Origin of the sequence: Rickettsia helvetica (assembly GCF_963970025.1) — a bacterium.
Taxonomy (GTDB): Bacteria; Pseudomonadota; Alphaproteobacteria; order Rickettsiales; family Rickettsiaceae; genus Rickettsia; species Rickettsia helvetica.
This window is the reverse complement of record NZ_OZ018776.1, coordinates 1,235,575-1,258,506: the sequence shown is the minus strand read 5'-3', so window position 1 is coordinate 1,258,506 and position 22,932 is coordinate 1,235,575. Positions and strand designations below refer to the sequence as shown.

Here is a 22,932-nt window from a genome sequence, read left to right as displayed (position 1 = left end):
ATTAATAGTTTAGGTGAGATAGTAGAAGCAATGCCAAGCTTATACAAGAATTGAAACCTATTCGAGAAGCATTTACTTTTTTGAAAGAGATGGTTACATATTATAACGATGATTATCCTAACGATGATTATAATTCCGAATCTATAGAAAGTATAGTAAAGATAGTAGAAGCGATACCAAATTTAGTACCGGAAGCCTTTACTTTTTTAAAAGAAATAGTTGTATGTTCTAAGCAAGATCTAAGGTCTAAAGCTATGGAAAATATAGTAAAGATAGTGAAAACTACACCAAGTTTGACCCAAGAAGTATTTGATTTTTGGAAAGAGATAGTTACAAATCCTAAATATGATATCAACTATGAAATTATTGATAAATTGCCTGAGATAGTAAAAATGATGCTAAGTTTAACGACAGAAGCCTTTATTGTTTCTAAAGAGATGTTTACAACTAATAACGATGATGATTACGATTACGTCAAGGCTATTGTTGCTGACAATATGGTCAATATAGTAAGAGTAAATTCTAGTATAGCAGAAGAAGTGCTTGAAATATTAAAAGAAATACTTAGTAATCTTGAATACGACTTTGAGGTTAATTATAGTGCTGCTAAAGGTTTAATTGAGGTATTAAATTTAGTATTACCTATAACCCACCACCTTACTCAAGAATATGAAAAAAGTAAGAATCCTGAAGTAATAGAATGGTTTACTGCGAGTTTTAACGAATTACCGAATATAAGTGAAACTCGAATATTTTTAAAAGAAATATGTAAAAGCATATTAAAAAGCGGTATTATAAATGAGCTAGAGAGTAAGTTTATTTTGAGCTGTATAAAGAAATATAATTTTACTTTTACGGTATCGATTAATAAAGCACAGGGAATAGAAGGTAAGATAATATTTGAAGATAGAAACTATGAAATATTTAAAAACGATAATTCAGCAAGCAAAATAGTAAGTTTAGAGGAGTTTGCAACTAAATTACTTGCGGAAACAGATGATCCGTTAGCAGGGCAATATAAAACGTATAAACCTTTATTCCTAAACAAAGGATTAACTCTTAAAATAGCGGCAAGTGATATTAATTACGTAAGTAGTATTGCAAATGAAAATACCAAACTTTCTACTAAAAAATATCTTTGATCTTATGCAGGTGATAATCAAGATAAGTTCGTAATGTTGTTAGAAAAAAGAAGTATTTTCGGTGATCATCTAATATATAAATTTGGTGAGGATAATTTAAAGAAAATAGCAACTATTTATCCGGCAGAAATTAGCCAAGAACTAAGAGGGCAACTATTTAACGCATTAGAATCCAAAGAACAATTTGATTGTTTTATTACGAATGAAAAGCTTAAGCCTGAAGAAGAAAAACGAATATTTAAACATAGTAGTAAGCTGAAACTTGCAAGCGAAATAATTCAAGGTATAAAAATAGCGTTGAAAACCAGTAATTTTAAATTACTAGATGCCGGAGCAAATAAAAGATTAGAGGTTCATGAAATTAAGATAGATAGTCACAATAAAACACTAAAAGATAGTGGAACAATATAAAAAGCAGAAATTAATAGAGAAATTAAAAGTTTAACACAAGAAAGCCCATTATTATACGATTACTGTAATACATTTTATTGGAATATAGACAATATTATAAAAGCTTGCTGTATTGCTGAAACTAAAATATTTAAAAATAATATTAATGAGAAAGAGGCTATAATAAAAATATTGTCGAAAAGTCTAGATTGAATAACGAAAGGTCTCTTAACAGATGTGTTAAAAGATTTGGCTTGCAGTATAGTAGAAGCAAGGCATGAGAGAAAGCGTGGAAATGAAGTAATTAGTATAAATGATTATTATTCGCAATAAAATTGGAATGGAAGATTTAGATGATAGTTTAAAGAAAATAGCTATTAATAAAATGCAAGAACGTAGAAACGAAATAATAAATCTCCAAAAAATACATGTATCAAATTCTTGTTCCCCGAAATCTCAACCTAAAATACAAAAATTAGGTAATGTGGTTAAAGAATTTGTGTTTCCTAAAGCTTTAAAAAGACATGATATGGATAATTTAGCTGTGCAGCTAGCTTTAAAAGATTCTATTTCATTTATCGAATCTTTATATACAAACCGTGATGATATATTGAATGAAAAAAACGATTTTTACGTGCAGGATGAAAAGGGTGAAAATAGTAATATTGTCTAATGTTAATCTCTTCTGACACCCAATAAATGCAAAATCAGATAAGCAGCAATTGCCACTCTCCTAAGAATCGTGCATGCTGGTTTCCCCGCACACGGCTCAAGCCTTGTTAGACCCAGCTATTTGGTGGTGTGTCACCTTCCCCCCACTAAATGGAGCGTTTTATTATGAACCCAATGCACATGTGATGAATTTCTTTTGAGTCGCTCACGCTTTTCAAAATATTTCTTATATGCTGGATCATATATTGTAGCATTCATTTTCACTTTAACATGTCTTACAATCGGTAAATATTTCATTATTTCATATTTATAATAATGTACCCATCCTCTTAACTTAGAGTTTAACTGGCGTATTAATTCTACAGTTGTTGATGCAATATTCATCTTGATACCTTCTCGAGCTTCTTTCATTAAGGATCAGATATCTTTATCATATTAGCTATCTAGCAACTTATCTGATTGTGATTATCAGAAGGGAATTACTCTCACGAGATTTTCCTATGCTTAACAGTATTTTGTCACATTGTCAGGGTAGCTCTTTATTCATACCCTTAGATTCATATAGTGACATAGATGGTTTCCTGCCTAGCGGAAACAACTCTTTGATGCAACCTCGTGTCACACACTATTATGTGGCTTTTCGGTTATTTAGGTATATGTTAAATATTGCTGATATCATATGAAAGTAATGAAAAACAAAAAATTTCCTTTCATATATTATTTAGTGTTTTATAATGGCATACAAAAATATACTGCTCCTTTAAATTTATGGGAATTATTTGAAAATAGTGAATTAGTAAAAGCTACTTGGATTAATGATTATCGGCTAATTAATGTTCATGAAATTCCTGATGAAAAATTGAAAGAAAATACTTGGTCCGGAATTCTACAATTTTTTATGAAGCATATTCATAAACGAGATTTGTTAAAGAGATGGTAAGAAATAGCTGACCTTTTATCTATATTTGCTGAGGTTAATATAGGGATTGATTATATAGAGTTAATTTTATTCTATACTTTGACCAAAGTTGGTCAAAATGATATAATAGAAATAGAAAAAATACTTAAATCACAATTAATATAGCCAAAAATTTAATCAAAGCCGGTGTAAAAACTGACTTAACAGCTACCTCAACCGGATTAAAGAAGGAAGAGGTTGAGAAACTTAAATAAATTACTCATACATGTATTTATTATCATTTATATTAGGAGGATTAAATGCATTACTCCGTCAATTACGTTTATCAATTAGCTCTATAGAGTTTTATAAAGACGTATATATAAACTATCAAGGATACGGAATAAGATATTTATTTACCATATCTTTTATTCCGTCAATAATTTATTGTATTTTTATATTAAATTACATAATAACTTTAAAAGATTATTTTAACGGAATACAATCATCAAAAGTTACAGACAACATTGAATATATTATCAATCAATTACCGGAAATTAAATATAATAATTCAAAAATTTCAGTTGAAGAAGTAGAGCCTATATATTTATATAGTAAAAATAACAATAAAATAGTCGTCATTGATACAAAAAATCAAGTTTCTAACAAAGAAAAAAGCAAAATACCGTTTGTACTTGAAGAGAATAAGCTGAAGATAAATTTAATTGTAGCCAATACTAAGAAAAATTTCCCAAGTACTGTTAACTATTCTGAGATATTCAAGCAAAATGAAGTAATTTTAACTCTTGAAATAATAAAAAAATATTTTGCCGATAATTTATTATATGCACCAAATTTATTTATTTATTTCGGTATGCCGGCTATTATATTATTTTGGTTTGTAACATTCTTATTAGAGAGAAGTATTATAGTTTTGTTAGTATATAGCTTAGCTAATTTACTTACTACTAAAACTTCAATACAAACTTCTATAAGGTTAGTAATGTTTTCAAGCGGAGTCCCGATAATATTACAACCGGTTATTATTATATTAATACCGGAATTAAGCATATTATTACAGCTACTACAAATGTGTACAACTTGTTTAGTATTTATCGCTATTTGGCAAATTAACAAGAGCCTATCGCACTATATATAAGAAAAATCGGTTATCATATAATATGTGATTTTAAATCCTCAATTTACTAAAAAAACAGCCTATTATTAAAAAAATAAAAGTTTTTATTGTTAAAATGAAACCTAAAATTGTTTGTTTATAAATTTAGGTAATGTAAATGGGTAAGGAAAAAAAGAAAGTAAGGTTTGCAGAAGAGCCGCAAGTTAAGGAATTTTTGCAAGATAAAGAAGCAACAGAAGTAGACCTTATAAGAGGAAGAATAATTAATATTTATGATAAAGGCGGCTACTTAAGCCGGATCAATTGGTAATTCATGAAAGAGAAGCTACTGGAGTAAAAAATGTTGAAGTAAAGAGAAATCTAAATTTCTTTCAACAAATTTTCGCTGCAGTAGGTCTTATAAAGGACACAAAAACAATCAAAGAAGCATTTACTTATACTACCGGCGATATACAAGGAATATTAAAGGATAACGGTCAATTTATTAATAATTCTGAGGAAATTAGAAAATTTGTTGATAAAAATAGAGATATTCAAATTGCGGATATTGATGGTATCGGTATTGGTAATTTAAATCATCAAGGTAAAACACAAATTAATTCAAAGCTTGGATTAAATAATGAAAAAATTATCCTTTATAAGGATAGTCAATTAGCTGCTATTGAAAGAAAAGGTCAACTTATCAATCAAGAGGGAGAGCCTTTATACAAAGATAACTTAGTCCAAAAAGATAATAAAGTTTATCTAGTTGGGGGATGCCGGAAAAAATATTGATACACCTTTTAGAGATCCAAAAACTAGAGCTAGAGATAATTGAAATAGATTAATAAATAAATTCAAGCATGCTTTAATACCGGAACATGAGTTAGGAAAATTAAACGATGCTATAGTAGATTCTGTAAGAGTTAAAGTAGTTCATCCAAATCCAAAACTTGCAGAACATCATCTTCAAGAAATAGCTCAAGGTAAACAAATATGGGATGGGCATGAATTTGAAATATTGCGTATGGGGCCGGAGGAACAAAAAAATCACCGACTATTCTATGATACCTCCTCTTAGAGATTACTTGATTCTAACGGTAAAGTAGCTTCTACTATCGGTAAAGAAAGTAAAAGCATGAATAATGTTCAAGCATTTGTAATGGGAAAGGATGGAGTAATTTATATGGGTACTCATAAAAATCAATATTTGCCAAATACTAAAAATCTTGTTCACGGTTCATTTTTAAGTGGAAAGCCTGCGGAAGCAGCAGGAGTTATAGGTATAAATGATAGGGGAAAAATTGATTACCTTAGTAATAATAGCGGTCATTATCAACCTTAAGCTTTAGATATGTACCGTGCTGTAAAAAAATACAAGAAACTATGCCCGGTGCTTTAGATAAAAATTGTCAAATCGATATTCAAAGGCATCCACGAACATTTGTTACTGATTTTATAAAAGATATGGAAACCAAAGTAGGTTTCGGAAAAAGTGCTAGAACCAAGCATGCAAAACTAAGAGAAAACAGAATAGAAAAAATTAAAAATTATCAAGCTCATTTAAAAAATATTGCTGCTCCTTCAAAACCTAAAGCTAGAAATAGAATAACAAACAGAGGGTATGGATAATAAAATAATTAACTATTTATAATTAAATGTCATTCCTGCAAAAGCAGGAATCTAGCTAAATGTCATATGCCGGCATTGTTGCGTAGATCGGTAAAACCCACTATGTCACCTAGCTCGCTTGACCACGGGGTCTATAAAAACAATTTAAAATACTAATATTATTAGTATTTTAAGTTGGATCCCGCGATCAAGTCGCGGGGGGGATGACAGAGGTGGAATTGATCCATGCAACAACGTCCCTAGGTAATTCTGGATTAATCACTTATTTATAATATTTTGTCCTTCTTTTTCACTTCTACTAGATTCTACACAATTAAATTTTAGTTTATATTAATAAGCTAATTTTTTATTAAATAATATAATTATATACTTGACTAAATTACTTGGGTATTGTAGATATAAAAAAAGATTTTAAGTTTTAATAGGTTGGTTATATGATGCTGACGACGAAAGGAAGATATGCCGTAATGGCAATACTTGAAATGGCTTCAAAATCAAGTGCCGAACCGGTCACTTTGAATGACATTTCCGTAAAACAAAATATATCGCTTAACTATTTAGAGCAGATATTTTCTAAACTTAAAAAAGCTGATCTAGTTAAGGCTATTAGAGGATCGAAAGGGGGATATATTTTAATAGGTAACCTAGAAGAAATAAAAATTTCCGATATTATGGACGCCGTTAACGAAAATTTTATAATGACTACCTGCTATAAGAAATCGGTTAAAACTTGCATGCCTGATACAATAAAATGTAATTCGCATAAATTATGGAAAGGTCTTGGTAAGCATATTAGAGATTATTTTGAAAATATATCGATTAAAGATGCTCTAAACTTAAATATACTCCTGTGAAATGAAGAGTTGGGATACGAAGATCAACTTGGAAAAGAGCAAGGAGTCTGTAAGCCGAGGAGCGGAGCGTACAGAAGTACGTGAGCATCCGAGGACTTACAAAGACGACATAGCCAATTTTTCAAGTTCAACGAGTATATATGATATATTTAGACCATAATGCTACTACTGTTATTGATCCTAGGGTTAAGGAATTCATAATAAGTTTAATGGACAAGGAGCTTAACCCTTCATCAGCACATAGCTCAGGTAGATTTGCTAAGAATATCATAGAAACGGCACGCTTGCAAATAGCAGCAGCTCTTAGTATAACCTTATCATCTAGAGAATATGATATTACTTTTACGTCATCGGGAACTGAAAGTAATAATTTAATAATGAAAAATTTTTATGACAGCGATATTTTTATTTCAGCTATTGAACATTTATCGATCTATAACCACATAAACTACGCTCCAAATATTAAAGTTATAAGAGTTAACACTCAAGGTTTGGTTGATTTAGAACATCTAGAAGAGTTGTTATCTCAAAGTAATGCTACTAAAAAATTAGTTTCTGTAATGATGGCTAATAATGAAAGTGGAGTTTTACAAGATATAACCAAAATAAGTGAAATAGCTAAAAAATATGATGCAAAATTTCATAGTGATTTAGTCCAAGGATTTGGTAAAATACCTATAAATATCAAAGTATTAGGGTTAGATTTTGTGACAATTTCAGGACATAAAATAGGAGCAGGGCAGGGTAGTTCAGTTTTAATTTCTAACTCTAATTTTCAAGTTACTCCAATAATTATAGGAGGAGGGCAAGAAAAAGGAATAAGATCAGGTACTGAAAATGTTTTAGCTATTGCAGGGCTTGGGTTAGCAGCTGAATTAATAACAAAAGATATCTCAAAGAAATATGTAAAAATCAAAAACTTACAGGAAGCTTTAGAGAAAAAACTAAAAGAATACCCAAACGTAAATATTGTTAGTAATAATGTAGCGAGGTTGCCTAATACTACCTTAATTACTATACCGAATACGGATGCACAAGTGAAATTCATCGGGTTTGATTTACGTAATATTTGCGTAAGCTCCGGCTCTGCTTGTTCATCAGGAAAAATATCTAAATCACACGTATTAACCAATATGGGTATGAATGAAGAAGAGGCAAAATCCTCTATTAGGATATCTTTAAGCCATACTAATACGGTAAGTGATATAGAGGCTTTTATAGAAGCCTTTGAGGAGATATACAATATATGAACTTTCAACCCATCATTGCGAGGAAAATTACGAAGTAATCCAGTAAAAAAATACTAAAATTAGCACTTTTTTATTATACTTTTTATTATTTTTCTGGATTGCCAAGCTCCCTACGGTCGCTCGCAATGATGAAAAACAAACTATTTAACATTTGTAACCATATGAACCCACAATTAAACAATTTAACCTTACCGATATATATGGATTATCAGGCAACAACACCGCTAGATCCAAGGGTAATGGAAGTAATGTTGCCCTATTTTACTACCAAATTTGGGAATCCTCATTCACGTAGCCATTCTTTCGGCTGGGAAGCAGAAAACGCCGTTGAAGAGGCAAGGAGTAGGGTAGCAAGGTTAATAGGAGCGGATACTAAAGAAATTATTTTTACCTCCGGTGCAACTGAATCTAATAACCTTGCAATAAAGGGAATAGCAAAATTTTACGGTAATAAGAAAAATCATATTATTACCGTAGTCAGTGAACATAAATGCGTACTTGACGCTTGCAGGCATTTAGAGCAAGAAGGGATAAAAATCACATACTTACCGATTAAACCAAATGGAATAATCGATTTAGAAACTCTAAAAAATGCTATTACTGATCAGACTATGTTAGTTTCAGTTATGGCGGTTAATAATGAAATAGGTGTTATTCAGCCTTTAAAGGAAATCGGGAAAATTTGCCGTGAAAGAGGCGTTTTTTTTCATTCCGATATTGCTCAAGGTTTTGGTAAAATTCCAATTGATGTTAACGAGTTTAATATTGATCTTGCCAGTATCTCAGGACATAAAATTTACGGTCCGAAAGGAATAGGGGCATTATATGTAAGGAAAAAACCTCGTGTGCGTGTTACGCCGCTCATAAACGGTGGCGGGCAGGAGAGAGGTATGCGTTCAGGTACGCTACCGACTCCTTTAATCGTAGGGCTTGGCATGGCTGCTGAAATAGCGTATAGTGAGATGGAAAAAGATACTAAGCACGTAAATTACTTGTTCGACAGATTTTTAAATAATATACATAGCCGAATTTCGGAAGTTTATTTAAACGGCGATAAAGATCAAAGATATAAAGGCAATCTAAATCTAAGCTTTGCTGGAGTAGAGGGGGAGTCAATTATCCTTGCTATTAAAGATTTAGCGGTTTCCTCCGGTTCTGCTTGTACTTCTGCTTCTTTAGAGCCGTCATATGTTTTGCGTTCCATGGGTATCGGTGAAGAGCTTGCCCATACTTCGATTAGGTTCGGTATAGGTAGGTTTACTACCGAGCAGGAAATTAATTACGCAGTAAATTTCATATGCTCAAAAATCGATAAACTAAGGGAATTAAGCCCTCTTTGGGAAATGATGCAAGAGGGGATTGATTTGAAGAAGATTAAGTGGGCAGCACACTAACATTGTCACCCCGCGTGGCTTGGCCACGGGGTCCAGTTTAAAATACTAATAATATTAGTATTTTAAATTATATTTTTGGATGCCGTGATCAAGTCACGGCATGACAGAATTGAAACTAAATTTTAGAGAATAACAATGGCTTATAGCAAAAAAGTGATAGATCATTATGAAAATCCGCGTAATGTTGGATCGCTTGATAAAGAAAATAAAAATGTCGGTACAGGACTAGTTGGAGCTCCTGCTTGCGGTGATGTTATGAAGTTACAAATCGAAGTTGATGATGACGGGATTATTACAGATGCTAAATTTAAAACATTTGGCTGCGGTTCGGCTATTGCTTCAAGTTCTTTAGTAACGGAGTGGGTTAAAGGAAGATCAGTAGAAGATGCCGAAACTATTAAAAATACTGAAATAGCAAAAGAATTGTCACTTCCACCGGTAAAATTACATTGCTCACTACTTGCTGAAGATGCAATAAAAGCAGCTATAGCTGATTACAAACAGAAAAAAGAAAGCAAAAAAGACTCTTAAAACATGAAAAATATTATTTCATTAACCGATTCTGCTGCAAAGCAAGTAAAATTGCTAATAGAAAAACGAGCCAAGCCTACCTTTGGTATTAGGGTAGGAGTTAAGTCAGGCGGTTGTGCCGGTCAGACTTATTACGTTGAATATGCCGATAGTAAAAATCAATTCGATGAAGTAGTTGAAGAAAAGGGCGTGCGGGTACTAATCAACCCAAAGGCATTAATGTATATTCTAGGTTCTGAAATGGACTATGTAGAGACTAAATTCAAATCCCAATTCACTTTCACCAATCCCAACGAAAAAGCTAATTGCGGCTGCGGCAAATCCTTTAGCGTATAAGAAGCTATCTGTAAACTTATTTTAAGGCTAATTAAATTCTTTTCTGCTGCAAATTATAAGTTTTTTTTGAAATAGGAACAGCTATTCCTGCAAAAATAATTGTTCTATAATCTATAATTTTCGCTAAAAAATCTCTTTAATTATCAATTAAAATAAGTTTACAGATAGCTTCTAACAATCCCACTTGATTAATTACACCATATGTTATTTATTAATACTTCAGAACTCAAATAAGTAATTTATATGGCACAAAGCATGTATATTAAAACCGGATGTAAAAGGAAGAATAACACTTGGTAAAAATTAGCTAAAGGAGTAAGTAGTTTTCACGTTATTGTTAATAGTAAAAAAGGACAAATTATTTTAGAACCCTATACGGAAATACCTTTAAAAGAAAGTTGGCTATTTAATAATAAAAAGGCTTTAACACAATTAAATAACGGTATTAAAGATTCTGCTAAAAGGCAAGTTAAATTTATAGAAGATTTCAGCAAATATTTAGATGATGACTTTTAAAATTCTTTACTATTCAAGCTAGTAAAGATTTGGAAGAACTTGAAAATAATAAAGGATTAGAAAAGCGTTTAAAAGCAGTAAAAAAAACACTGGCATATTTACAAATGAATCCTCGCCATCTTAGTTTAAATACCCATAAATATAAATCTATTAAAGGACATAACGGAGAAGAAATATTTGAAGCTTATGCTGAAAATAATACTCCTACTGCTTATAGAATTTTTTGGCATTATGGGACCAAACAAAGATAACATCACTATCTTAACAATTACAGTACATCCATAAAAAGCAGGTTGCGGTTGACTATTACACCAACAGCTTTATTTCAATAAAAATCATGCGAATCACCGGAAAATGAAATCTCCCAGCCTACTTTGATATGATTAGGGTCGCTTATACTATTATATTTAACTAAATCCTGAACAGAAGTACCATAATTTTGTGAAATTTTTGATAAAGTGTCTCCTGATTTTACTGTATAGCTTACTTTTACTTTATTCCCTGGATAAATCTTATCAGGATTAGCTTTAAACTGTTCGTTATTTGGAATAGTTAGCAATTGGTTAACTGTTAGACCATTTTTTGTAGTAATATATGATAAAGTATCACCTGATTTCACTGTATAAACTTTAGCGATGCGATTTGACATATTAACTCCTAAGATTGATAGCTTAAAAAGCTATCAATCTTTTGTTTAGAAATCAAGAGTAAAATGACTATAGTAGTTTTTTATCTATTGCTAAAAATCATTATTTCAGCTATGTTAAAAGCCGTTTCTATAATTAAATCAATAACAAAATTATGTCACAAAAATTAGGTTTTTGGGCGGTTTTTGCCTTAGTAACCGGCAGTCAAATCGGTACTAGCGTTTTTATATTGCCATTAAGTTTAGCACCATTCGGTATATACAGCATTTGGGGCTGGGTACTTTCATTATTCGGTGCTATGAGTATAGCACTGGTATTCTCTTGCTTATGTGCAAAATTTCCTAAAACAGGCGGTCCGCACGTTTATGTACGGGAAAGTTTCAGGGATAAAATAGCTTTTTTCACCGGTTGGACTTATTGGGTTATATCCTTTGTCAGTACAAGTATAGTAGTCATTTCGGCAATAGGCTATCTAACACCTTTTTTTAAATCACAAGCGATTTTAGATTTAATATTACAGATAATATTATTAGGTGCTATTACGGTTTTAAATTTAAAAGGTCCTGAAGTAGCAGGAAAAGCAGAGTTTTATTTAACTCTCTTAAAATTTGTTCCGCTGCTTGTGGTAGGTTTAGCTGCATTATCTCATTTTAATATAGATAATATAGCTATTGCCGAGGAAGTAGAGAGTTTAAGCATTCCGACCATTATGGGAAGAGTTGCACTTCTTACTTTTTGGGGATTTATCGGCATTGAGTGTGCAACTACTACGGCAGGAGCGGTAAAAGATCCGGCTAAGACTATTCCAAGAGCTATAATGCTCGGAACTTTCTGCGTAGCGGTTTTATATATTATTAATAGTATAGGTATAATGGGGCTAATCCCTGCTTCTGAACTTATTAGTTCTAAAGCTCCTTATGCTGATGCTGCTGCATTATTATTTGGGGGTAAATGGTCAAGCGTAATTGCGGTTATAGCTTCTATAATATGTATTGGTACGCTTAATGCTTGGGTACTAACTAGCGGACAGATAGCCCTAGGACTTGCCGAAGATGGATTATTACCGAAATTTTTTGCTAAGAAAAATAGCAATAACGCTCCAACTCACGGAATTATTGTAAGCTGTCTTGGCATTGTGCCGTTATTAGTCTTTACGGCAAATGATAATTTTGCCAAGCAGATCACACAAATAATAGATTTCTCGGTAATAGCGTTCTTATTCGTCTATTTAATTTGTAGCTTAGCATTTTTAAAAGTAATTCTTAGTTCAAAAGAAAATTTTTCTTATTATTATTTACTTATAGTTATGATATCTATTATCTTTTGTAGTTGGGTTATCTATGAAACACCTGTTAAAACTCTGATTATAGCTAGTTCCTTTACTATCCTTGGTATTCCTTTGTATTATGGATGGTATAAATGTCATTCCCGTCTATGAGCGTTGCCTAGGTGGTCAGCATCCAAGCGGGTAAGAGAACGACATGAGAGATATAAACATGACAAAAATCCGAATTAATCTACTTAGAAACTTATTTTCAAAATATAATATAGACGGTTATATAATACCGTCTAACGATAAATATATGAGCGAATATGTACCGGATTATGCTAAAAGGCTTGAATATATCACAGGTTTTACCGGCTCAAACGGTATGGCTATTATATGTAAAGATACTGCATTATTTTTTACTGATGGGCGTTATTTAGAGCAAGCAAGTAAAGAGCTTGATCTGCAAATTTTTAAGATTTTTAACTTAAAAGATATATCCACAACATTAGATAAAGATACTAAAATAGGATATGATTCTGAATTATTTACTTATCCTACTATATCAAATTTAATTTTACTAGATCCTGCGGTCAAGCCGCAAGATGACAATTTGTGCAAAATTAACGGAAATTTAGTTGATAAGATTTGGCAAAATCAGCCTCTAGAACCAAGCTCTAAAGTTTATTTACATGATATTAAATTTGCGGGTGTTAGTCATACTGATAAAATAAGTAAATGTTGTGAAATTGCATTGTCATCCCGTGGCTTGACCGCAGGATCTAATAATTATATGGATACCGTGGTCAAGCAACTAGATGACAACACTGAGGACTTTGCCTTAGTCATTCTTGATAGCTCCTCCATATGCTGGTTACTAAATTTGCGGGCTAGTGACGTTGCCTATACACCTTTAATGTTTGCAAAAGTAATTGTTACATCTACAAAATTATATCTATTTATCGATCCTACAAGAATTGATGCCGAAATTATTGATGCACGTCCTGAAATAACGATTTTACCGGAAAAAGAATTTGAAAATATTTTAAGAGATAGCGAAAATATTTTTATTGATGATACTATAGCCTCTGTTCATATAATGGACTTAATAGCTGATAAAAAAGTACAGAAAATTACCGATCCATGCTTAATGCTTAAAGCTTGTAAGAACGATGTAGAAATTAAACATGCAATCGATTTTCATATTAAAGATGCAGTAGCTTTATGTGAGTTTTTTGCTGATTTGGATAAATGTGTCATCCCGCGGCTTGACCACGGGATCTCAGAACACAGTGTGCAGCACAAGATCCCGCTACAAGCTCGCGGGATGACAAAGACTATAACCGAACACATCCTCGGTTTAAGGCTTACAGAGTATCGAGCTAAACAAGAGGGGTATGTTTCGGATAGTTTTCCAACTATTTGCGGATTTCAGGAAAATAGTGCCATTATTCATTATAGAGCTGACCAAAAAACTGCTAAGAAAATTAGAGTTCTTCCTTCTATAGGGCAGGGGATATTACTAATTGATTCCGGCGGTCAATATAGTGGTGCTACTACCGATATAACTCGAACAATCATGGTAGGTACGCCGACCGATGAGCAGAAAAAGCGTTATACGCAAGTACTTAAAGGACATATTGCTTTAGCTAAAGCCAAATTCCCTAAAAATATTGTTACAGGGGCTCATCTTGATATACTCGCTCGGCAATATTTATGGCAAGAAATGCTAGATTATCCACACGGTACAGGACATGGAGTAGGGAGCTTCTTAAGCGTCCATGAAGGACCGCAAAGCATAAATCTTCGTAATAAAACCGTACTTAAAGCAGGTATGATCTTATCTAATGAACCTGGATTTTATATTCCAGGAAAATACGGAATTAGAATCGAAAATTTAATGTATGTAAAAGAAAATAGCGAATGGCTTGAGTTTGAGACCTTAAGCTTAGTACCTTATGCTAGTAAATTAATTGATGTGAAACTACTTAATATTGATGAAATAAACTATATCAAGGAATATTATAATAAAATTAAAATCCAAATTTATTCGTTATTATCGTCAAATGCTCAAAATTGGCTTAATAATGAAATAAATTTATTTTTACAATCATTATTGTAATTGACGTTTCCGCTGTTTATTGGTATAAAGTCGATACATTTCTAATTTCTACATTGGGACGTCGCCAAGTGGTAAGGCAACGGTTTTTGGTATCGTCATTCGGAGGTTCGAATCCTCCCGTCCCAGCCATCCGTCAATTTCCGATGTTTTTACGAGGCTATCGAAAATCGAAAGGCGAACGCAGCATAAACTCAAGGTTTTCCTATGACTTCTGATACTTTAAAATATCTTAAAAAAGAACCAACAGATATTTATCAGTGGATGAAGCAAACCATGCTGCTTAATGCCAATCGTGAAGCTTATGATGATTTAAGAGAAAAATTTTCGCTATCTAGAATAATATCCTCAGTTAGTGAGTATGAATGCTACCAGGGGATTATTGCAGCAATCATTTTCTTATCTGGTTGCAGGAGAGATGGCAGCAAATATAATGCCTATCTTACAATCAGTATTTTTTGCCTTAGTAATTTGTCTCATTTTCGTAGTATTTCCAATGTCGCTGCTGCCAGGCGGTTATACTATCTTTAAGACCTGGATCATCTTAATTATTTGGGTAACTAGCTGGCCAGTGTTTTTTACGGTGATCCATTGTTTAGGAATGATTAGCCTAGCTGGTAAAGGCACAAGTCACCTTACTGGTTTAAATATCTTATCGCAGGGGAGTTTTTCAGAAATGGTGCTGCATGAGTTTGCAACGTTTCAGATGCTAGCAGCTTCAGTTCCGATGTTATCCTGGGCAGTATTAAAGGCGTGTGCCCATGCAACTACTACTTTGGCCAATCAATTTTCTCCAGTACCGGTTGCAAGTAATATTGGTACTAATATTGCTGATAATAACCTCTCTATGGATAATTACAACATCGGTAATAGAACAATTGCCCAGCAAAATCTTACCCCAACTTTACAATTGGCAGGAGGAATTATTGATGATGGGGGAATGAGAGTGACCAGTACTGATAACGGCAGACAAGTACTAACTGAGGCAGTAGACTCCTTAGTTAACAATTACCGCTCCTCTAAATTATTGCAAGATAGTTATCAAAGCCAGTTTATGAGCTCACAAAGTTATCTTGACTCATTAAATGATAGATATAGTGATTTAACTACTACAGGAAATTCTATAGCAACTGAAATAGGCAAAAGATTAAGCTATGAAGAGGCAAAATCCATTGGTATTACTGATAGCCAGTATCTAGCCTTGCAGCAGATGAATTCAGATAGCATCGCTGCTACTGATCATATTAGTAGTAGTAATAGAAAAGGCACAGGTACTAGTGCTGATATAGGTTTAAATATTCCTAGTCTGGGAGGAACAAAAGTTGCATCACGTAATGATCAAGAACAAGATCAAGGTAAATCTGTTAACCAACAGCAATCATATAATGAAGCATTGTCCAAGATTAAAAGTGCTACTAAAGATGGCAGATTAGGTCACACAAATAGTGATCTGCATTCACTTAGTAATAATCTAAATAATAATTTTTCTGAGCAACAGTCTGTAGGGCAAGAAATAGCAAAAACCAAACAAAATATAGAGCAATTAAGCTATAATATGAATTTATATATCACAAAACTCCGCTTCCATTGATCGTAAGTAATTTAAATGAACCGGTATTAAATAGCATCATTGCCAAAAATATTCCTGGCGTAAGTAGTAAAGAACAGGCTGCTATGTGGGCAAGTACTCACCAACAAGAAGCTGAACAAATAGCTTTAAACATAGCTAAAATTAATAATACTATACCGCAAAATTTAAGCTCTACAAGTAGATCCCATATTCCATCTAAAGAAAGCTTGCGATCAAGTTTTGATAAAAAAACTAAACAGTTAAATGATCAAGCGGCTATTAGTGGTATTGATGATAGAAAAAATGATATTTATGATAAAAATGTAGAACAAATGCTAATTAATAATGTAGATAATAATGAAGTAGAAAAAGTAAAGACTCTAGAGCAGTTATCTGATAAAGTAAAATATAAGAGGGAACAGCTTGAAGATGAATTTAATAAAACTCCTAAATCAACGATTATAAGAACTGGCCAGCAAATAGCAGATAATATTGGCATTAGCGATAAGGCGATAAAGAAAAGAAATATTAAACTACCAGGCTATAAAAATGAAAATAATTAAAAAGAAATCTATACAAAATATCACAAAATTAGCATTCATATTTATCTTACCATTAATATTTTTTAGCAGTGCTTTTGCAGAAAATACCACTAGTATTGTTAATGAAAAACCACAACCAATAGATCCACAAAGCAAGATTCAAGATCCCAATATTTTAGCAGAAGAGTATTTTAATATTGGAAGATCTCTTTATAAATTAGGTCAATATGAAGAAGCAATTAAAAATTATAATTTAGCCATTAAATATAAATCTGATTGTGCTAAATGCTATAACAATAAAGGCATGACTTTAAATACATTAAAACAATACCAAGAAGCAATAGACAATTATGACTTAACTATTAAATATGATTCTAGTTTTGCAGAAGCATATAATAACAAAGCAAATGTATTATGCACAATAGGAAAGCATCGTGAGGCAATAATATCATACAACCTCGCTATAAAAAATAAGCAAGACTTTGCAGCAGCTTATAATAATAAAGGTAGTGCATTAAATGACTTAGGAGAATACCAAAATGCAATAGAAAATTTTGATACTGCTCTTAAATATAATCCTAGATATCCGGAAGCTTATTACAACAAAGGAATATCTTTGATGTCTTTATGGCAACATCAGGAAGCGATAGAAAACTATGATTTAGCTATTAAATATAAACCTAATCTTATAGAGGAATATGAAGCAATAATTAAAGCTTTAAGGCAATTAGGTAATGATCTGATGGCTGGTGAGTTTGAAGAAAAATTAAAGATATTAAAAAATAATTTGTAATTCTATGATAGCCTAAAAGCCATGAAATGATCTGCTTTTGATTGATGTTCTACAAGCAAAAATAAGTAGCCATCTTGTTTATCAAATTTGCATGAGAATAAAACATCAGAGATAGAATCTTTTAAAGAGCTTTCTATAAATGTGGTGTTTTCCATTGCTAAACTAGGAAAATCTATTAAACTTTTAATATTTGGGGGCAAATGTGCATTAAAGAATTCATGGGCAACTAGAGGATTCTCCAGTGCTTTACGAAATATCTTATCATGCTTAGCTTTCTTCGTGCCTTTATCTGGATCACCCAGCAGGTTTCCTTGTTCACTCATATATTTACATTTTTTGAATAGCGATTCAAGATCAAGAAAATAAGAGTCCTAATATTATAGATAAAGTAGGTGATTGGTTTAAAGGGGTAGTAGAAGATATTAAGGATAGATTACACAGTAATGATAACTATTACCACTTAAGAGTGAGATCAAGATCATCTGCTAAAGTAGCAGAAATCCTAAGAAGCACTAGCACAAATTTTGCCACAAGCCATAAAGCCCAAGAAGAGCAAAAAAACTCTTCTCATAACCTCAAGAATTGTAATAAACAAGATACAACAATAAGTGTTAAATTACAAGAGGATATTATGGCAAAGAATAAAATAGATTATAATTCTATTAATAAACAAAAAGCAGTAGAATTAAAGCAACGATTATCATTTAAAGCGGAAGAAATAGGTAGAAATTTGCTAGGCAGTCCAAACAAGCATTTATCAAATAGTCAAGTGTTACGCTGGGAGAAAGATGGCAAAATAGTGATGAGGATAGGTGGCAGTAAACAGATGGTATGATTTTAGTAAAGGAGAGGGAGGAGATTTATTTACCTTAGTACAAAGAGAAAAAAATTGTGATTTTATAGAAGCTAAGAAATATTTACAAGATATGGTTGGTATATCAAACAATAGCAAGTTATTAGAAGATAAGATAAAAGAGCAATTTGACCAAAAAGTTAAGAATCAAGATCAACAAGCGAAATATGCTGAAATATCTAAGATAAAGAGAGCTTATATGAAAAATCAGACTCTGTAAAATATGTCATGCCCAATAATGTAGCAAAAAGATATTTTATCAGAACATCGCAGAATTAAAGACGTATTAACAAGATACCAACTAAGTAACGATCTTAGAACCAATATGATGTGGGACAGTAATAGCAAACAACATTATCCTGCATTAATTGCTTTTGCTAGAAATAAAGATGGTAATATTACCGGTGGACAATCAATTTATTTAAACAAAGACACAAATAATAAAGCTGATATTGAGGTTAATAAACGTTCATTTGGTAGAATCAGAGGTTCTTTTATTGAGATTAATAAAAATAACGAACAGCAGAACGTACAAAGCAGTAAAGATGACAACAATGCAGCAAGTAATATAACGATTATAGCAGAAGGGTTAGAGACAGCCTTAAGCATTGCGGAAGCCGGCATTAAAGGCAAAATTCTCTGTAGTTTAGGTATAAGTAACATCAGGAACTATGAACCTCTCAAAGGTGAGAGAATAATAATTGCTGCCGATAATGATGGTAAAGAAGCAGTATCACTTCATACCATAAATAAAGCACAGGAGGAATTAATTAGCAAAGGAGCAGCGGTAGCAATAATACGACCACCAGAAAAAGGTGATTTTAATGATGTGCTAAAATCTCAAGGAGCAGAATCAGTCAGAAAGATTATAGAGCCTGAAATAGCAAAATTAACAGCAGCAGCTAGCAATGTAGCTGGCCTTAAATCATCATTGAAAGCAAATGATAATAAAAAATCACAATTTAAGTCTATAGAATTACTATTTTCAAAAATGGTAAATAACGATAATAGTGAACTAAGTAATGTGCCACCACATCAAATCAAAGCTCTAGTCAAGTTTGGCACAGAAGAAAATATCAATACTGCCTTACAAATCTACAGAGAAAAAGGATTGGATTCTTGTATGCTCTACAGTCACAAGATTTGCATAGCAGCAATAGAGCAGAAGATACAGAAAGATTTACAAATTATGCAGAATAAATTTGATCCTAATTATAATCTTGGTGATCAAAGATTTTGTGATATAGTAGTATATGATTTTCAAGGTAAAAGTCATCTTGTTGCTGAAGATTATCTATTAGCCATTGGAAAAGATAAGAAAGTCATGCAGTATATAAATCCAGCTTCCGAAATAGGTAAAGCAATAAAAACTGAGATAAAGAACTGTTCTGAGATCAAGATAAATCGAGGTATCAGACTTTGATAGTACAACAAGCAGTATTGCTATACGAATTAAATAATAAATAAGTATATGGCACAAAAATTAAAACATGATGCTTTAGTAAAGAAGATTCTAACTGAGAAGATAGCAGCACAGGAATTTTTAGCACATTATTTGCCCTCAGATTTTAAGGAATTAATAGATTTAAAAGCAATAACAGTAGAAAAAGAGTCATTTGTTGAAGATGATTTAAAAAGAAAATATAGTGATATAATTTATTCAGTCAAAACTAAAGATCAAGAAAAAGCATTTGTCTATGTACTAATAGAGGCTCAATCTAGTTGTGATTATTGGATAGCATTAAGATTATGGAAATATATGCTGCTTCTATGTGAGCGTCATATGACAAATAAAGAGAAGTTACCATTAATTTGTCCATTGTTAATATATAATGGTTCTGAAGTATATAGTGCACCAAGAAATTTCTGGGAATTATTTACAAAACCAGAGCAAGCAAAGAAACTAATGGTTAAGGATTATCAACTAGTAGATTTGCAAAATCAGTCTGATGATGAGATAGCGAAGAAGAAACATCTTGGGATGATGGAGTATTTTTTAAAGCATATATACCAAAGGAATATGCTAAAACTATGGGATGAGTTTTTAACTAGATTTAAACCAAGTTTAATAATGGATAAGGAATCAGGATATATTTACTTAAGATCGTTTTTATGGTATACTGATGCTAAGATCTCTGAAGAGAAGCAGCAAGAATTAGAACAAATAATAGTTAAGCATTTATCAACAGAAGAAAAAGATAATATTATGAGAACAATAGCACAAAAATACATAGATGAGGGTATTCAGCATGGCATAATTCAAGGCATTGAAAAAGGTATTGAAAAAGGAAAAGCTGAAGGAAAAGCTGAAGGAAAAGCTGAGGGGATTCAAATTGGTGCAATGAAAGGAAAAGCTGAGGAAAGAGTAGAAATAGCAAGAAAAATGCTATCTCAAGGTTGTAATTTTTCTTTAATTTCTAGTGTTACTGGTCTTGAAGAAGATTTTATTCGTTCTTTATCATAAAATATTATTGATAGTGTTTGCTTTATTAATAGTTTATTTTAAATCGATAAAATTTTTTAATACCGCCTTAGTAACAAAGTTCATAATGGTAAATTAGCGATTTTAAGGGGTGTTATAATACGATTTTTTGTGTTTAGGTTTCCTTATCAAATAATTAAAATCGTTTAAAAATGCTATTAAAATGGTTTTTACATTCAAATCAAGTTTGTAAATTCATTTGTAATTTCGTAATAGGAAAATTACCAGCAAGTTTTACATAACAAGTAAGATCTTCTAAATTCATGATTTCAGATGGCATGACTAATAATTTTCTTCGCTCGACGTGATGCATGTTTACTCCATCACGCATGGAGTGGGCTCCGTATGAGAGGTTTTCTTGAGTTTCAATAATTTCTTGCTCACCAAGCATTAAAGCAGATCTTTGAGCCGTTTTCTGGTCACTTACTCGGAAGATAAATTTGCTACCAAATAGATCAAGCATTGAATTACTTCCTGCAAAACCATATATTTCTTCTAATTGATAAATATTCTGCACACCAGCAACAAAACAACCACCATATTTCCTGCTTTCAGCTAAAGCTATAGGCAGTGCAGATATCTTTTGGTAGCTCATCAATAATAAACCACATATTTTGATTGGTATTATTGATCTTTCTATCCATTAATGCTTTTATCGCTATACTAATCCATGCAGCAATAAGTGGTCTTAGCGTGACTCTTTGATTAGGAGCAGCTGTAATAAATAGCCAGCCCGTTTCTTCACTAAACCATTTTCTAATATAAAACTACCATTAGGCTCCAAATGTTTTAATGAGGCAATATTCTTGCTAATAGTTGCCTGAATACTGGCAGATGTTTCAGGAGCACTACTGCTTATAATACCTGATACAGCAGTCGCCTTAAAAATCCTAGCAAATTCTTTATTACTTGAGTAAGTTATAGCATTAATTAACTTTTTAATATCTTTGCTATCTTGATATATTTTCAATCCTTCAGCTAACACTAATTCAGCAGTTTTAGCAAAGAAGTCATCTAATTTAGGATTATAACTACTAAAACTACTTGCTATATCATCAAAATCAGAAATCTCGTTGCAATCATTCCATGGTAGCCAGTGCTCACTCCCTGTTGCAAATGGATTAAGCAGTTTATCAAAATTAGGATCAAAAAACTTATGAAAGCTACCTGTTAAATCAACAATAATCGCTCTACCACACTCTTTCCTAATCTGAGGTAATAGCTCATTTAGCATATTGGTTTTACCGCTACCAGTAGTACCAGTAATAAGAATGTGTTTTCTTTCACTATTTTGCACTAATGGCAACCCAGAAAAACAAATGTTAGAAGCTTGTTTGTTTTTATAAAGCATTTTTGCTAAAGCTTTAGCTTCTATAAAATCTGCTCCCCTAAGCTTATCTTTTATCACAGCTTTACTGCCTTTACGAGCAAAAAAGAGGATAGAGATGATTGTACTTATAGTAAAAACAATAATTATTTCTTGCAAGGCTGAATACAATAAAAATTTTCCAAATTGATTAATATGACGCCCATAGGGTGTAACATGCCAAAATTTATGAATAAATTCTTTAGCATGACGATATACCCAAACTTTTTGCTCTAAATAATAAAATTTGATTCCTATTTGCTCTAATGGATAAAAATGCTGCCCTATAGCAAGTTTTAATTGTACATATCGCTTTATGATAAAATAATATAAACTCAGTAAAGATAATTTCTGAAATATACGCAACATCAACCACGCTAAAACAGATACCAAGCCAATCATTAAAGCATTAATACTGCCTTGCCCGAGCATTCTCATCTGATGAGAGCAAAAATCTGAGAACCCCGAGTAAAATCATTTTGATTTTGGTAACTCATGAGTAATTAACTATAGTGTAAATTGTTGCCGGCACTAACACAAATAATCTTCACTTACCTAAAT

Annotated in this window: 21 protein-coding genes, 1 tRNA gene and 4 pseudogenes; 22 read left to right on the top strand and 4 right to left on the bottom strand. The window is 32.1% G+C overall.

From position 1 onward, the window contains the following. Nucleotides 1–50: 50 nt before the first annotated feature. The 3 genes from AB1146_RS07495 to AB1146_RS07485 all read left to right on the top strand — a co-directional run bounded on the left by AB1146_RS07495 (nucleotide 51) and on the right by AB1146_RS07485 (nucleotide 2,205). Complete coding sequence (locus AB1146_RS07495; protein ID WP_051125501.1) at nucleotides 51–1,142, top strand: hypothetical protein; 1,092 nt, start codon at nucleotides 51–53, stop codon at nucleotides 1,140–1,142. Between the two features lie 33 nt (nucleotides 1,143–1,175). Further along, nucleotides 1,176–1,553: a hypothetical protein gene (locus AB1146_RS07490; protein ID WP_040611300.1), complete on the top strand. Its 378-nt coding sequence runs from the start codon at nucleotides 1,176–1,178 to the stop codon at nucleotides 1,551–1,553. A gap of 319 nt (nucleotides 1,554–1,872) precedes the next feature. Beyond that, complete coding sequence (locus AB1146_RS07485; RefSeq protein WP_232203687.1) at nucleotides 1,873–2,205, top strand: hypothetical protein; 333 nt, start codon at nucleotides 1,873–1,875, stop codon at nucleotides 2,203–2,205. A gap of 131 nt (nucleotides 2,206–2,336) precedes the next feature. Here AB1146_RS07485 and AB1146_RS07480 read toward each other — a convergent pair whose 3' ends face one another. After that, nucleotides 2,337–2,588, bottom strand: coding sequence for a group II intron maturase-specific domain-containing protein (locus tag AB1146_RS07480; RefSeq protein ID WP_355403899.1), 252 nt, complete (start codon nucleotides 2,586–2,588; stop codon nucleotides 2,337–2,339). A 304-nt stretch (nucleotides 2,589–2,892) separates the two neighbouring features. Between AB1146_RS07480 and AB1146_RS07475 the strand changes: the two genes are divergently transcribed. The 12 genes from AB1146_RS07475 (at nucleotide 2,893) to AB1146_RS07415 (ending at nucleotide 10,983) form a co-directional block, all read left to right on the top strand. Continuing rightward, a complete protein-coding gene (locus tag AB1146_RS07475) occupies nucleotides 2,893–3,144 on the top strand; it encodes an Rpn family recombination-promoting nuclease/putative transposase (RefSeq protein ID WP_232203688.1) in 252 nt (83 codons plus the stop codon). 244 nt (nucleotides 3,145–3,388) lie between these two features. Further along, nucleotides 3,389–4,261, top strand: coding sequence for a DUF1189 family protein (locus tag AB1146_RS07470; protein ID WP_029374777.1), 873 nt, complete (start codon nucleotides 3,389–3,391; stop codon nucleotides 4,259–4,261). 136 nt (nucleotides 4,262–4,397) lie between these two features. Then, nucleotides 4,398–4,550 (top strand): hypothetical protein, encoded by a 153-nt coding sequence (locus AB1146_RS07465; RefSeq protein WP_010422248.1) that lies wholly within the window; start codon nucleotides 4,398–4,400, stop codon nucleotides 4,548–4,550. Continuing rightward, complete coding sequence (locus AB1146_RS07460; protein WP_010422251.1) at nucleotides 4,544–5,014, top strand: hypothetical protein; 471 nt, start codon at nucleotides 4,544–4,546, stop codon at nucleotides 5,012–5,014. Before AB1146_RS07465 ends, AB1146_RS07460 begins: the two co-directional genes overlap by 7 nt. Nucleotides 5,015–5,357: 343 nt before the next feature. Continuing rightward, nucleotides 5,358–5,564, top strand: coding sequence for a hypothetical protein (locus AB1146_RS07455; protein ID WP_010422253.1), 207 nt, complete (start codon nucleotides 5,358–5,360; stop codon nucleotides 5,562–5,564). Between the two features lie 41 nt (nucleotides 5,565–5,605). Next, entirely contained in the window at nucleotides 5,606–5,851 is a 246-nt protein-coding gene (locus tag AB1146_RS07450) for a hypothetical protein (RefSeq protein ID WP_010422256.1), read from the top strand. Between the two features lie 434 nt (nucleotides 5,852–6,285). Next, entirely contained in the window at nucleotides 6,286–6,705 is a 420-nt protein-coding gene (locus AB1146_RS07445; RefSeq protein WP_010422259.1) for a Fe-S cluster assembly transcription factor, read from the top strand. Nucleotides 6,706–6,845: 140 nt separating this feature from the next. Further along, complete coding sequence (locus AB1146_RS07435; protein WP_010422262.1) at nucleotides 6,846–7,955, top strand: cysteine desulfurase family protein; 1,110 nt, start codon at nucleotides 6,846–6,848, stop codon at nucleotides 7,953–7,955. A gap of 161 nt (nucleotides 7,956–8,116) precedes the next feature. Then, a complete protein-coding gene (locus AB1146_RS07430; protein WP_010422265.1) occupies nucleotides 8,117–9,349 on the top strand; it encodes an IscS subfamily cysteine desulfurase in 1,233 nt (410 codons plus the stop codon). Nucleotides 9,350–9,484: 135 nt separating this feature from the next. Further along, entirely contained in the window at nucleotides 9,485–9,880 is a 396-nt protein-coding gene (iscU, locus tag AB1146_RS07425; RefSeq protein ID WP_010422268.1) for a Fe-S cluster assembly scaffold IscU, read from the top strand. A 3-nt stretch (nucleotides 9,881–9,883) separates the two neighbouring features. Beyond that, nucleotides 9,884–10,216, top strand: coding sequence for an iron-sulfur cluster assembly accessory protein (locus AB1146_RS07420; RefSeq protein ID WP_010422271.1), 333 nt, complete (start codon nucleotides 9,884–9,886; stop codon nucleotides 10,214–10,216). 545 nt (nucleotides 10,217–10,761) lie between these two features. Next, nucleotides 10,762–10,983, top strand: a complete 222-nt coding sequence (locus AB1146_RS07415; RefSeq protein WP_010422273.1) for a hypothetical protein — start codon at nucleotides 10,762–10,764, stop codon at nucleotides 10,981–10,983. Between the two features lie 74 nt (nucleotides 10,984–11,057). Here the strand turns inward: AB1146_RS07415 and AB1146_RS08665 are convergent, their stop codons facing one another. Continuing rightward, a complete protein-coding gene (locus AB1146_RS08665) occupies nucleotides 11,058–11,381 on the bottom strand; it encodes a LysM peptidoglycan-binding domain-containing protein (protein WP_010422277.1) in 324 nt (107 codons plus the stop codon). 152 nt (nucleotides 11,382–11,533) lie between these two features. Between AB1146_RS08665 and AB1146_RS07400 the strand changes: the two genes are divergently transcribed. The 5 genes and pseudogenes from AB1146_RS07400 (at nucleotide 11,534) to AB1146_RS07380 (ending at nucleotide 17,670) form a co-directional block, all read left to right on the top strand. Then, complete coding sequence (locus tag AB1146_RS07400) at nucleotides 11,534–12,817, top strand: APC family permease (protein ID WP_010422280.1); 1,284 nt, start codon at nucleotides 11,534–11,536, stop codon at nucleotides 12,815–12,817. A gap of 58 nt (nucleotides 12,818–12,875) precedes the next feature. Further along, a complete protein-coding gene (locus AB1146_RS07395) occupies nucleotides 12,876–14,768 on the top strand; it encodes a M24 family metallopeptidase (RefSeq protein ID WP_010422282.1) in 1,893 nt (630 codons plus the stop codon). Nucleotides 14,769–14,822: 54 nt separating this feature from the next. Further along, nucleotides 14,823–14,897, top strand: a tRNA-Gln gene (locus AB1146_RS07390). A gap of 75 nt (nucleotides 14,898–14,972) precedes the next feature. Continuing rightward, nucleotides 14,973–16,898: pseudogene (locus AB1146_RS07385) on the top strand (conjugal transfer protein TraG N-terminal domain-containing protein); the annotation flags it as partial. After that, entirely contained in the window at nucleotides 16,885–17,670 is a 786-nt protein-coding gene (locus tag AB1146_RS07380) for a tetratricopeptide repeat protein (RefSeq protein WP_010422292.1), read from the top strand. The pseudogene AB1146_RS07385 and the gene AB1146_RS07380, both read left to right, overlap by 14 nt. Nucleotides 17,671–17,678: 8 nt before the next feature. On the opposite strand, the pseudogene AB1146_RS07375 reads toward AB1146_RS07380, so the two are convergent. Further along, nucleotides 17,679–17,993: pseudogene (locus tag AB1146_RS07375) on the bottom strand (Rpn family recombination-promoting nuclease/putative transposase); the annotation flags it as partial. 17 nt (nucleotides 17,994–18,010) lie between these two features. Here AB1146_RS07375 and AB1146_RS07370 point away from each other — a divergent pair. Next, a pseudogene (locus tag AB1146_RS07370) lies at nucleotides 18,011–19,946 on the top strand (toprim domain-containing protein); the annotation flags it as partial. A 48-nt stretch (nucleotides 19,947–19,994) separates the two neighbouring features. After that, nucleotides 19,995–20,987: an Rpn family recombination-promoting nuclease/putative transposase gene (locus tag AB1146_RS07365; protein WP_010422284.1), complete on the top strand. Its 993-nt coding sequence runs from the start codon at nucleotides 19,995–19,997 to the stop codon at nucleotides 20,985–20,987. Nucleotides 20,988–21,186: 199 nt separating this feature from the next. Here AB1146_RS07365 and AB1146_RS07360 read toward each other — a convergent pair. Beyond that, nucleotides 21,187–22,868: pseudogene (locus AB1146_RS07360) on the bottom strand (type IV secretion system DNA-binding domain-containing protein). Nucleotides 22,869–22,932: the final 64 nt, after the last annotated feature.

Coding starts and splice junctions, on each gene's coding strand:
- AB1146_RS07470 (WP_029374777.1), top strand. CDS start 3,389: ATGTATTTATTATCATTTATATTAGGAGGATTAAATGCATTACTCCGT.
- AB1146_RS07480 (WP_355403899.1), bottom strand. CDS start 2,588: ATGAATATTGCATCAACAACTGTAGAATTAATACGCCAGTTAAACTCT.
- AB1146_RS07365 (WP_010422284.1), top strand. CDS start 19,995: ATGGCACAAAAATTAAAACATGATGCTTTAGTAAAGAAGATTCTAACT.
- AB1146_RS07445 (WP_010422259.1), top strand. CDS start 6,286: ATGATGCTGACGACGAAAGGAAGATATGCCGTAATGGCAATACTTGAA.
- AB1146_RS07485 (WP_232203687.1), top strand. CDS start 1,873: ATGGAAGATTTAGATGATAGTTTAAAGAAAATAGCTATTAATAAAATG.
- AB1146_RS07450 (WP_010422256.1), top strand. CDS start 5,606: ATGCCCGGTGCTTTAGATAAAAATTGTCAAATCGATATTCAAAGGCAT.
- AB1146_RS07400 (WP_010422280.1), top strand. CDS start 11,534: ATGTCACAAAAATTAGGTTTTTGGGCGGTTTTTGCCTTAGTAACCGGC.
- AB1146_RS07435 (WP_010422262.1), top strand. CDS start 6,846: ATGATATATTTAGACCATAATGCTACTACTGTTATTGATCCTAGGGTT.
- AB1146_RS07475 (WP_232203688.1), top strand. CDS start 2,893: ATGAAAAACAAAAAATTTCCTTTCATATATTATTTAGTGTTTTATAAT.
- AB1146_RS07455 (WP_010422253.1), top strand. CDS start 5,358: ATGAATAATGTTCAAGCATTTGTAATGGGAAAGGATGGAGTAATTTAT.
- AB1146_RS08665 (WP_010422277.1), bottom strand. CDS start 11,381: ATGTCAAATCGCATCGCTAAAGTTTATACAGTGAAATCAGGTGATACT.
- AB1146_RS07395 (WP_010422282.1), top strand. CDS start 12,876: ATGACAAAAATCCGAATTAATCTACTTAGAAACTTATTTTCAAAATAT.
- iscU (WP_010422268.1), top strand. CDS start 9,485: ATGGCTTATAGCAAAAAAGTGATAGATCATTATGAAAATCCGCGTAAT.
- AB1146_RS07420 (WP_010422271.1), top strand. CDS start 9,884: ATGAAAAATATTATTTCATTAACCGATTCTGCTGCAAAGCAAGTAAAA.
- AB1146_RS07465 (WP_010422248.1), top strand. CDS start 4,398: ATGGGTAAGGAAAAAAAGAAAGTAAGGTTTGCAGAAGAGCCGCAAGTT.
- AB1146_RS07430 (WP_010422265.1), top strand. CDS start 8,117: ATGAACCCACAATTAAACAATTTAACCTTACCGATATATATGGATTAT.
- AB1146_RS07490 (WP_040611300.1), top strand. CDS start 1,176: ATGTTGTTAGAAAAAAGAAGTATTTTCGGTGATCATCTAATATATAAA.
- AB1146_RS07380 (WP_010422292.1), top strand. CDS start 16,885: ATGAAAATAATTAAAAAGAAATCTATACAAAATATCACAAAATTAGCA.